This is a genomic window from Aeromonas bivalvium (assembly GCF_046078285.1).
Taxonomy (GTDB): Bacteria; Pseudomonadota; Gammaproteobacteria; order Enterobacterales; family Aeromonadaceae; genus Aeromonas; species Aeromonas bivalvium.
In genome coordinates this window covers 331,829-343,219 of record NZ_JBGXBV010000004.1, presented here as the reverse complement: position 1 = coordinate 343,219, position 11,391 = coordinate 331,829, and the positions used below count along the sequence as shown (strand labels likewise).

Sequence of the window (11,391 nt, the reverse complement as noted above, 5' to 3'; positions counted from 1 at the left end):
TCAGGGTGTTGCCCAGCGGGGTCGCCACGCTCTGCGGCAAGCTCGCCGCCACGCCGCCACTCACCAGGCTGATGCCCCCCACGCTCAGGGTCTGTACCCCGTCCGGCGCGCTGATGTTGAAGCTGCCGGTCACCGTAGTCGACTCCTTGCTGGTGTCCGACCCCGCCGATTCGCCCGTCCCCCGGCTATCCAGCAGGTCGTCCTCGTGCACGATGGCGTCGCCACCCTCGCCTTGCGGGATGAGGTTGGTGATGGTCACCCCGTCATCGTCGTTCTTGATGGTCAGGGTCAGGGTCGCCGTGCTCACGTCGCCGTCCCCGTCGGTCAGGGTGTAGGTGAACACTTCGCTGCCCATCCCGCCCCCGGTCAGCGCCTTGAAGTCGGCATCGTTGGGGTTGAGGGTGTAGCTGTAGGTGCCATTGGCATTGAGCACCAGGCTGCCGTAGGTGCCGGTCAGGTTGGCCGCCGTCACCGCCGCGCCATCCGCCCCCTGCACGTCATTGCTGATGACATTGCCGTTGAGGATGAGGTTGTTCTCGCTCGCCGTGGCCGGGTTGCTGTCGTTCACCGCCGTCGGCACGTCGTCCTGGATCACCGCATCCAGGCTGGCAGAGGTGGTATCCCCATCTTGGTCGGTGAGCGTGACCTGAAAACTCTCGGTCAGCTGGGTGTCATTGGTCGGTTTAACGTGACTCTCGTTATCTTGCAGGCTGTAGCTGTAGCTGATGCTGCCGACACCGGTCACGGGATCGAAACTGATTGCGGTGATCTGCAGGCTATTGCCAAGGGGAGTGGTGAAAGATTGCGGGAGTGTGGTCACTGTGCCGTTCGTGATCAGCGGCAGGCCAGCGATGCTCAGGGTCTGCACTCCGTCTGGCGCGCTGAAGCTGAACACCCCCCCTTGTGTCAGTGCCGCCGGGTTCGGGCTGGTGCCATCGGCCAGGTTGGCATCGCTGACCACCAGTTCACCACCAGCCAGGCCCAGTCCCGTCAGGCTGACACCTTCATCGACGGGCGTGATAGTGATGGTCAGGGTAGAGTCCACCACATCGATACCATCGGTCACGCTGTAGTTCACCGGCGGTACCGGACCGTCATAGTTCAACGCTGGCGTGAAGCTGTAGTCGCCGTTGCCGTTGACCGTGAGGGTGCCTATACCCGGGATGGTCACTGTGGATCCCGCGACCAGGTTGATATTGTCTCCCCAGCTGAACAGGGTCACGCTGGCTGCATCCGGCCCATCCGGGTTGCTGGCATTGTCGAGGAGGTTGCCGTTGAGCTGTTCATCTTCCGCGACACTGGCCTGTTCGTCTTGATCACTCAACTCATTGTCAAGGTCGGGCAGATCTTCTTGTATCCGGTCGATGGTCTGTTGCGTGTCATGGCTGGTGTCGAACCCAGCCTGGGCGATGGTCGCCCCATTGGTACGACTGATGGTTACGAAGCCACCGTTACCGCTGGCACCGACGACACCACCTATGCCACCGCCACCACCGGCGGCTGGGGCACCACCGGCCGCCGCGGCTTCAAAACTCTGAGTCGGGTCAACCCCTTCCAGGATGGATTGTTGCAATGCAGCTATGTCGTTGGGATCGAGCGGTGTGTCAGTGCCATCTGGCTTTGCGGCATCGGCCGGGATCTCTGCGTCGGGGGCGACCGACGATCCCTGCGCCAGGGCGGCGGCTTCTTCCGGGGTGATCAGCACCAGCTTGGCATCATCACTCAGGGTCAACTGGGTGCCGGGCTGCAGTGTCTCGCCCCCTTGCAATGGACGGGTGCTGCCATCGGCATTGACCACCAGAATTTCACCTTCCATTGAGGCAACGACGACACTCTTCTCGATCATTTGGGTACGCATAGCCTTGACTCCAACACAGAGGGTTTCGATGTATCAACCCTATGAGCGAAGCGCGAAGGTGTCCGTTGCAAAAATGTACCGGGTTCGTGTCAGAAGAGGGAAAAGCCTGAATCAAATCGAATGTTGGACACTTAGCCAATTAAAACAAGGCGTTATGGAAAGACCCAGTAGACTCCTTATAAAGATTTCCGATATTGTTTATTTTTTGTTACAACCAATAGTGATTAAAAAAGGCGCCCAGCGGCGCCCTTTCAGGATGTAAACAGCGTCAGATGGGAAAGGCCGGGTGCACGAAACCCTGATACCCATCGATGTGCAGACGAGAGAGCAACTCGACCTGTTGCTCGTTTTCGACCCGGGTGGCGATGGTCAAGATCCCTGCATTGTGTGCGGCGCGGCACACGGCGGCCAGGAAGGCGGTATCCGCTCCAGGCTCCATCACCTGACTGGTGTAGCCATGGTCCACCTTGACATAGCTGGGGGCCAGCTGTTCCAGATAGCCCAGCGACTGGAAGTGGCGACCATAGTGATCCACGCCCCACTGGAAACCATGTTCCTGCAGCACGGCCACCAGCGCCTCGACCCTGGCTTGATGCTTCAAGATGGTGCCTTCCGGGAGCTCGAGCAACAGACGGTTCTTGAGGTCGGGGTGGCTGCCAAGGAAGCTGCCCAGCCAGAGCAGGAACTCATCTGAACAGATGGCCCCCGGGGTGATGTTGATGGCCAGCACCAATTCACTCTCCTTGAGCAGCAAGGGCACAGTGGCCGTCAGCACCGCCTGGTCGAATTCGCTGCCCAGCTTGAATTGCTCGATGGCAGGCAGGAACTGACCGGCAAAATAGTCGTGACCATCGCGATGAATGGCCGCAAACAGCTCGGCGTGCAGCCGGGTGCCATCATCGAAACGGCAGGCGGGCTGCGCCTTGAAACGCCACAGTTGGCGGGCAATGGCATCTTCGACCAGATCCCGCCACGCCAGGCGCCCCATCATGCCCTGGGCGTGGCCGCCCTCCATCACCACGGCGCCACGGCGCTCGTTGCGCGCCCGGCCGAGGGCGTTATCCGCCTTGGTCAGCAGACTGGAGAGATCATCCTGGCTGTCGCGCCCGGCGATCCCTATGACGGACAAGGCATCGGCCTCACCCATGGGATTGACCACCAGATCGGCGATCCGGCCGTTGATCCGCTCGGCCAGCTCTTGCAGGCTGGCCAGCTCGCTGGTCGGGCAGAGCAGGGCATATTCGGTGGCGGAGATACGGGCGATGGCAGCCCCGTCCCAGCCACTGAGTTCATCATTGAGACTCTGGGCTATGCTCTTGACCATGTTGTCGCGCGCGGCGAAGCCCTCCTCCCGATAGATGTCGTCGAGCATGTCCACCGCCACCAGCAGTATGCCCCCTTCCCCACCCTCGGCTATCCAGGCGTTGACCTGGCCGACGAAATAGGCCCGGTTGCCCAGCCCAGACACGGCATCCAGATAGACCCGCTCGCGCAGATGCTCCGCCTCTTGCGCCTGCTCCTTGAACTGGTCGGCCAGCTTGCCCGAGAGGGTATTGATGGCTTGTACCACCTGCTTGAGCTCAAGGGTGCGTGGCTCGGGGATCACATGACCGAAATGGTGCAGCTCTATCTCCTGGGCCTGATCCCGGATCTGGGCCAGGGGTTTGAGCAGATAGTTGAGGGCACGCATCAGCAGCAGGGTCGTTACCAGGAAACCGATGATGAACCAGCTCGCCAGATTGGTCATCCCCTGCCAGAGCTCGTAGTAGGCTTGGCCGCTGTGGCCGACCACCTTGAGCTTGCCGAGCTGAAGCCAGCCCGAGGTGAGAATGGATTCATTGGATACATCGGGAAACAACTCCAACCCCATGAACCAGGCGGGCACCCCCTGAATGCCATGGCTGTTGTCGAGCTCGATCACCTCCTTGGAGGCCAGCATGTCGAGTCGCACCTGCTGGTAATAACCGCCATCAAACACTGCCTTGAGCACCGACTCGGCACTCACTTTGTCGCCATTCTCGAGATAAGGGGTCAGCGCCAGCCCGAGGGAGGTGGCCGTGTTGATCACCGTGGTCTCCTGCTGCTGCGCCAGATAGTTCCGGGTCGACGTGAATTGAACCCAGTAGGTCACGGCAAAGAGGACCCCGAACAGCATCAGCATGGTGGCCAGTAATTGTCGATATAGCGTCATAGGTTAATCATCCAAATTCACCACAGGTCGAGCCAATCGCCCAGAAGTCATGCGATTGCGTAAATCATTCCATAATCCCAAACGTGAAGACTGCCCGGCCAGCTCCCCCTGGCCACGGGCCTTCATCAACCACAGGTGACGACCATTGAAACTGTAGATAGGCAGCAAGTCCCTACGCTCGGTCGCCGGGCGTATGTCCCCTATCAGGTTATCCAGGATGATCGGCACGGATGACGGGGTCTCATAGTAGGCGACAACCATATGAAACTGGTTGTAATCCAGTGCCTTGACATACACCATCCGCATCTTCTCATCGTCGATGCCCAGCTCCAGCAGGGTAAAATACTTGGCGATGCTGAAGTCTTCGCAATCCCCCCCCGCGGCCCCCAGAAACTCGAGGGGCGTGGCCCAGTAATCCTTCTTGCGCCACAGCTTGCTGTCGTCGATAAAGCGCAGCTGATTGAAGAAACGATTGACCCGCTCCAGTTTCTGACGTTCCGGCCAGGCCGCCGCCCTGCTCTCAAGTGCCAGCAGACGCCAGCTCGCGGCGCGTTTGCCCGCCCGCTCACCATAGGTGTCCTTGGCCCGCTTGATGAGGGCAAGATCGGCATCCGTCAGCGGCTGGCTCGCCGCCAGCAGCAGAGGAAGCAGGGCAAGCCCGCACCAGAGCAGATGTCGCCCCTTGCGATAACAGGGACTGAGCCAACGCCCGATTGACCACGCTGTCACATCTTTCCCCTACGCAACGGGCTGACTGCCATATGAGTTACAAAACACGGGAGACGAGAGCGACATGCTGCAACCCTGATACGGAGATGACGACAAGTGGATTGTCGTCATCTCCCACACACAACATCAATGCATTGCATCAGTTTTTGGCTTGCCACTCGGCGGGTGGCTGCACCTGCATGGCACTGAGCAGACTGCCGGTCGCATTGAGGATGCGGTAGTCAGCCAGGAGGGAGTCATATTGCGCATTGATATAGCTGCGGCGCGCCTCGAACAGTTCGTTCTCCGTGTTCAAGACATCCAGCAAGGTACGCTGGCCCAGTCCGAACTGCTTCTTGTAGGCCTGAACCGTGTCATAGCTCGCGTCCACATGCTGTTGCAGGTAGATCTTCTGCTGATCCAGAGACTGTTTGGCATTCCAGGCCAGACGAGTCCCTTCCTCCACCTGACGGAACGCATTGAGGTGAATGTCTTTCGCCTGGGAGTAGAGCGCCGAGGTGGCCTTGCTCTCGGCCAGATCGGAACCGCCGCGGAACAGGTTGTAACGCATGCGCACCATGGCGGTCAGATCGTCATTGCGTCCCTTGATGGCATCGATATCCTCGTTCCAGTTCTTATCCACCTCAATGGCGACGTTGGGATAGAAGCCGGACTTGGACCCTTCATGCTGGTACTTGGCCGCCTCTATGTCCTGCAGGGAGGAGAGCAGGGTCGGGTGCGCCTCGGTCGCCGTCTTGAGCGCCGTCTCTATGGTCGCGGGCATCAGGCTGGCATCGGGCACCGGCTGAACCAGATCCCTGGGGGTTTCATTGACGACGCGGATAAATTCGCTTTCGGCATCGCGATAGTTGTTTTCCGCCGCGGCCTGGTTGGCGTAGGCACGGGCGACACGGCCCTCAATCTGGGTCTGATCCGCGGTAGAACCCAGACCGGAGTCGGTCCGTTTGCTGATGTCGCTGCGGATCTGCTCATGGGTCGCCAGGTTGTCCTTGGAGAGCTCCAGTATCTCTTGCTGGCGCAACATGTTGAGGTAGACCTCTGCGGTGCGCAGCGCCGTGTTCTCCGCTTCCGAGATCATGGCCAGTCGCTGGGCATTGGCCTCGGCTTTGGTGCGGGACACGTTGCTGCTGACATCGAAGCCGTCGAACAGCATCTGACGCAGACTCAGTCCCGCCTCCTTGCGGGTCAGGGTGTCATCGATACCGGGGCCGCCCACGCGAGTGGTCGGGCTGTCGGTCTCTTCATAGCCGACCCCTGCGCGCAGATCGACGGTGGGATAGTAGCCACCCTTGGCACCATCATGCTGGTACATGCGGGCCTGGTAGAGATCAAACGCTTCCTTGATCTTGGGGTGGGTAGCCAGCGTCTGAGCAACGGATTGCTCCAACGATTGGGCCTGAGCCAGGCCCGGAAGGAATATAGCGCCACTCACAATCATGGCAACAATCGTCTTTTTCATAATATCTCCAGTCATATGTTTTTATTGATTGTTGGCTTATCGTTCTCTCAATGCCGACTGTTTGGCCCGCAATATCGGTTTCAGCAAATAGTCCAAAACACTCTTTTTACCCGTGATGATATCCGCACTGGCCAACATCCCCGGGATGATGGGCAATGCATTGGTCTCATCCCCAAGATAGCTTTTTTCCGTCCTGACCCGTACCAGATAAAAGGAATTCCCCTCCTCATCCTGAATGGAATCTGCACTGATTTGTTCTACCTTGCCATGAAGCCCGCCATAAATGGTGAAATCATAGGCGGTAAATTTCACTACGGCGGCCAGCCCAGGGCGCAGGAAGGCTATGTCCTTGGGGGATACCTTGGCCTCAATCAGGAGTGTATCCTCAAGTGGCACTATCTCCATCAGATCCATGCCTGGCTGGACCACCCCGCCCAAGGTATTGATTTTCAGCTTCTTGATCGTTCCCTTGAGGGGAGCGACCACGCTGGTTCTATCCACCCTGTCCCGCAAACCCACCTGGCCTGCGGAGAGCTGGCCCAGCTTGCCCTGCCTTTCATTGAGCTCGGTCTGGGCATCGGCCCGGAATTTCAAGGCAATATCATTGCGCTTGGAGATGGCCTCACGCAATGCTGAATTCAATTTGGGAATAACGAGCCGGTTGCTTTCCAGCTCCCCCTGCATATCATTGACCTGGCGCTCGAGCTTGATCAATTCCACCTGAGGCACAATCCCCTCTTTTGCCAGGGGACGGCTGATATTCAGCTCCTGACGGGCTAGGTCGACACTGCGACTGATGGTGCGTATTTTCGCGTTGAGCTCGATTAATTCCTGCTCTTTCTGCTCTATCTGCTGGCCCAGAATATAGAGCTGGTTCTTGAGATTGTTGAGCCGATCATTTTGCGCCGATACCTCACGGGCCGCATATTCGGCAAAGACATTCTCGAACCCTTCCGGGAAATCGATGGCTTGCTTGTCGATCACCACCTGTTCCCGCCAGCCTATGTTGGGCTCCGTCTTGACCACCACGCTGCGGATCTCGGCCCGCAGACGCGCTATGTCGCCCTTGAGGGTGACCAGCTCCTGCTCACGCTCGCGAAAATCGGAGCGAAAACGGGTGTCATCGATGCGCAGCAAGGGCTGCCCCTTCTCGACTATGTCCCCCTCCTTGACGAAGATCTCCTTGACGATCCCCCCCTCCAGGTTCTGGATCACCTGCAACTGGCGAGACGGGATCACCTTGCCCTGCCCTACCGTCACCTCGTCGAGCTTGGCCCAGGCCGCCCACACCAGGGCGCTCATGAAGAAGATGAAACAGCACCAGAGCAGCACCCTGGCCCGAGTCGGCGTGCTCAGCAGCACGGCGGCGGCGCCATCATCGACGAAGGTCAGATGTTCCTGGGCAGGCAGCACCTCTTTCTTATCCATGGGATGCCTCCTGGACCCTGACCTTGCCCTCTTTGAGCTGTTGCAACACCTGCGCCTTGGGCCCATCGGCCACTATCTTGCCCTGCTCCATGACGATCACCCGGTTGACCACATCCAGCATCAGGGTCTTGTGGGTGATGACGATCAGGGTGGTCTCGGGCCCGAGCCGTGCCAGCTCCTGCTTCACCTGCTGCTCGGACTGGTTGTCCATGTTGGAGGTCGGCTCATCCATGACCAGGATGGGAGGATCATTGAGCAGGGCGCGAGCCAGCAGTATCGCCTGGCGCTGACCGCCGGAGAGCTGACGCCCCCCCTCGCCTATCTGCCTGTCCAGGCCGTTGGGATCCCGGTTGGTGAAACTGGTCACCCCGGCCCGCTTGGCGGCGCGCAGCACCTTGGCATCATCCACCAGCGGATTGCCCAGCATGATGTTGTCTCGCACCGAACCAAAGAAGAGGGTCACGTCCTGGGGCACGCAGCCGATGTTGCGGCGCACGGCCGAAGGCGGCAATTGATCGAGTTCGAAACCATCGAGCCGCACCGACCCATCGGTCGGGCGATAGAGCCCCATCAGCAGCTTCTCCAGCGTGGTCTTGCCCGCGCCAATGCGCCCTATGATGGCCACCTTCTCCCCCGGCTCAATCTTGAGATTGATGCCATGCAGGGTGCTGGTCTCCATGCCCGGATACTTGAAGGTCACATTCTCGAATTCGATGCGCCCCTCTATCACGGGGTGATGCACGTACTGGCGACCCTCCTCCTGTTCGCCCGGGGTGTCCATGATGCCCTCGAGAATGGTCAGCGCGGAGCGGGCCTGATTGTAGCGGGTGGAGAGGACGGAGAGCTGCACCATGGGCGCGATGGCACGGCTCGACAGCATGACGGCGGCGATCATGCCCCCCATGGTGACCAGGCCGTCGGCAATCTGGTAGACGCCGACGATCACCAGACCCACGGTGACCACCTGCTGGACATAGCTGGCCAGGGAAGACATGGAATTGGTGATGCGCCGGGTCTGCACGCCCCAGGTGGAGATGTGGGAGACGGCCTGCTCCCAGCGGTGCTGGAACATGCTCTCGGCGCCGAAGATCTTGACGGTCTCGAGACCGGCGATGCTCTCCACCAGGTTGGCATTTTTCTGGGAGGCGAGCCGTGAGCCCTCCTCGATGGACTGCTTGAGGGAGCCCTGGATATAGAAGCTGTATACCAGCAGGATCAGCATGGCGATGATGGGCACCACCACCATGACCCCGGCAAACAGCCAGATCACCACCAGGAACAGGATGGCGAAGGGCAGGTCGATCAGGGTCGAGACGGTGGCCGAGGTGAAGAACTCGCGGACCGACTCGAACTCCTGCAGATGCTTGGCGAAGGCACCGGTGGAGGCGGGTCTGGATTCCATCCGCATCCCCATCACCTTGGCGAAGATCTTGGCCGACAGCAGCACGTCCGACTTCTTGCCGGCGATATCGATGAAGTAGCTGCGCAACTGACGCATCACGAAATCGAAGGTGAACACCACCACGGCCCCCACCGCCAGCACCCAGAGGGAATCAAACGCCAGGTTGGGCACTATCTTGTCGTAGACGTTCATGGTGAACAGGGGGCTGGCCACCGCAAACAGGTTGATGAGGATGGAGGCGACCAGCACGTCGCGATAGATGCCGCGGGACTCCAGCAGGGTGCTCCAGAACCAGTGACCGTCCCGGGTCTCCAGTACCTTGGGAGAGCGCTCGTCGAAACGGAACTGCTTCTTGACGAAAAAGAGCCGCCCCAGATACTCATCGCCGAGCTGGGCCATGGTCAACCACTGGGCCGCATCACCGGCCTGGGGAAAAATCACCTTGGCCTGGCTGCGATCCTCGTTCCACTCCAGCAGGATGCAGGCGCCACCATTGCGGGTCAGCAAGATGCAGGGCAGCAACAGGGAGGAGATCTGATCCAGGGGCTGCAAGACTTCCCGCGCCGACAGCCCGGCTCGCTCGGCGGCACGACTGAACAGCGCCGTGGTCAGGCGGCCCGACACCAGGGGCAGCCCTGTGGTCAAGGCATCCTTGCTGTTGGGCACGCCGTAGAAACGGGTCAGGAAGACCAGGCATTCCAACAACTCGTCGATATGGTCGGTTTCTGCTTGCATATTGTCCTGTTTATAGATGAGGCTGGCGCTCGGCTTGTCCAGGCTCCCTCACTACGTGGCCAATCAGCCAGGGGGCCATGCCGACATATGATAAGCCAAAAAGAATACTCGTTCGCTACCATATTTGCCGCCACCCCGACGAGAACGGGAGATGGCAGCGGCTGCCACGGCGAGATATCGACCTCAGGGAGGCGAGGAGGCCATGACGACATCACATCTATATGGCACCCGCCCGGGGCTGGATCGGCAGCGATTTTCAAACGAAGCACCATACCAGTTCAGCGCCCTGAGAACTATAGAACAGAGTATGATTTTCATCTAATAACTCACTGTTTCTTTTGCTAAATATGACAAATCCATCAATGAGTGGCTCATGGCAGGAAGGGGCGCTCCAGGGCGCTCCCCTGAGACCCGGTGCGGGCGAGCCCAGCGGCAATGAGACTCATGGCTGTCCAGCGGTTCTCGCACCAGGCGGGGGCGAGCAGGGTCGGCCGCCGGGCTGACGCCGAGACGCGGTGATAGACCACGTCGGGTGGGGTGTGCTGGATCATGGCGATCGCCGCCGCCACATACTCCTCCAGGGTCGGCACTTCGAGGCGCCCCGCCTGCCAGGCCTTGCCGAGGGTGCTGCCCGCCACCACGTGCAGGGGGTGAAGCTTGATCCCCTCCACGCCGGTATCGACCACCCGGTGCAGGGTCGCCAGGCTGTCCATGGCGCACTCCCCCGGCAGTCCGACGATGAGATGGGTACACACCTTGATGCCGCGCAGGTGGGCGCGGCGCACCGCATCGGCGTAGGCGTCATAGCCATGGCCGCGATTGATCCGCCTGAGGGTCTGGTCGCTGGCGCTTTGCAGCCCCAGCTCCAGCCACACTTCATAACCTTGCTGCTGATACCCCGCCAGCAGATCCAGCACCGCATCCGGTACGCAATCGGGCCGGGTGCCGACACACAGTCCCACCATGTCGCTCACCGAGAGCGCCTCCTCATACATGCGCTTCAAGTAAGTCACTTCGGCATAGGTGCTGGTATAGGCCTGGAAGTAGGCGAGATAGCGCCGCGCCCGGGTCACCTCGTCGCGGCGGGCGTGCAGCTGGGCCACCACGGAAAGCTGCTGGGCCGACTCGTCGGCGAAGGAGGAGACGTTGCAAAAGGTACAACCACCGCGACCCAGGGTGCCGTCCCGGTTCGGGCAGGTAAAGGCGCCATGAATGGAGAGCTTGTGGATCTTCTCGCCATGGCGCCGCTTGAGATCCTGACCCAGGGTATTGACCAGCTCGTGTAACTGCATGACGTTTCCCGACAAAAACCGGCATTGTACAAGCTCGATTGGACATCATGCTGAGCTGGATCAAGAGTCTGGCGGGTGGAAAAACATATAAATATTCACATCAAAACGAATAAGTATCTCCAACCGAGACTTTCTCATGACCCCTGTCGGCGCGCAGAGCGACGACTTTCTTACAATAAAGCCTATCAATAGGGTTATAAGCTTATGTTTATAAAAACAAATAAAGTGGTAGATCCAAGAAAGGCAAATGCAAGTCTCGAAACGGATAAATGTGATCGAACTCATTCGCCCCGGCAG

The 11,391-nt window shown here is 59.6% G+C and carries 7 protein-coding genes; all 7 read right to left on the bottom strand.

Annotated elements, in window-relative coordinates; translation table 11 throughout:
• The coding region (locus ACEUCR_RS12565) for a retention module-containing protein (protein ID WP_408790562.1) at window positions 1-1,858 on the bottom strand (1,858 nt) is incomplete at its 3' end.
• A gap of 268 nt (window positions 1,859-2,126) precedes the next feature.
• Window positions 2,127-4,049, bottom strand: coding sequence for an EAL domain-containing protein (locus ACEUCR_RS12560; protein WP_408790559.1), 1,923 nt, complete (start codon window positions 4,047-4,049; stop codon window positions 2,127-2,129).
• Window positions 4,050-4,052: 3 nt separating this feature from the next.
• Window positions 4,053-4,778 (bottom strand): transglutaminase-like cysteine peptidase, encoded by a 726-nt coding sequence (locus ACEUCR_RS12555; RefSeq protein ID WP_374704012.1) that lies wholly within the window; start codon window positions 4,776-4,778, stop codon window positions 4,053-4,055.
• A 139-nt stretch (window positions 4,779-4,917) separates the two neighbouring features.
• The gene (locus ACEUCR_RS12550) at window positions 4,918-6,237 is read right to left on the bottom strand and encodes a TolC family outer membrane protein (RefSeq protein WP_041996570.1); all 1,320 of its coding nucleotides are present in this window, start codon (window positions 6,235-6,237) and stop codon (window positions 4,918-4,920) included.
• 36 nt (window positions 6,238-6,273) lie between these two features.
• Window positions 6,274-7,665: an HlyD family type I secretion periplasmic adaptor subunit gene (locus tag ACEUCR_RS12545; RefSeq protein ID WP_041996565.1), complete on the bottom strand. Its 1,392-nt coding sequence runs from the start codon at window positions 7,663-7,665 to the stop codon at window positions 6,274-6,276.
• Window positions 7,658-9,802, bottom strand: a complete 2,145-nt coding sequence (locus tag ACEUCR_RS12540) for a type I secretion system permease/ATPase (protein WP_041996562.1) — start codon at window positions 9,800-9,802, stop codon at window positions 7,658-7,660. Before ACEUCR_RS12540 ends, ACEUCR_RS12545 begins: the two co-directional genes overlap by 8 nt.
• 371 nt (window positions 9,803-10,173) lie before the next feature.
• The gene (locus ACEUCR_RS12535) at window positions 10,174-11,094 is read right to left on the bottom strand and encodes a TIGR01212 family radical SAM protein (RefSeq protein WP_408790556.1); all 921 of its coding nucleotides are present in this window, start codon (window positions 11,092-11,094) and stop codon (window positions 10,174-10,176) included.
• Between the last annotated feature and the right edge of the window lie 297 nt (window positions 11,095-11,391).

What these genes read in the sequence shown, in the direction of transcription:
- ACEUCR_RS12560 (WP_408790559.1), bottom strand. Translation starts at nt 4,049, where the DNA reads ATGACGCTATATCGACAATTACTGGCCACCATGCTGATGCTGTTCGGG.
- ACEUCR_RS12550 (WP_041996570.1), bottom strand. Translation starts at nt 6,237, where the DNA reads ATGAAAAAGACGATTGTTGCCATGATTGTGAGTGGCGCTATATTCCTT.
- ACEUCR_RS12545 (WP_041996565.1), bottom strand. Translation starts at nt 7,665, where the DNA reads ATGGATAAGAAAGAGGTGCTGCCTGCCCAGGAACATCTGACCTTCGTC.
- ACEUCR_RS12540 (WP_041996562.1), bottom strand. Translation starts at nt 9,802, where the DNA reads ATGCAAGCAGAAACCGACCATATCGACGAGTTGTTGGAATGCCTGGTC.
- ACEUCR_RS12535 (WP_408790556.1), bottom strand. Translation starts at nt 11,094, where the DNA reads ATGCAGTTACACGAGCTGGTCAATACCCTGGGTCAGGATCTCAAGCGG.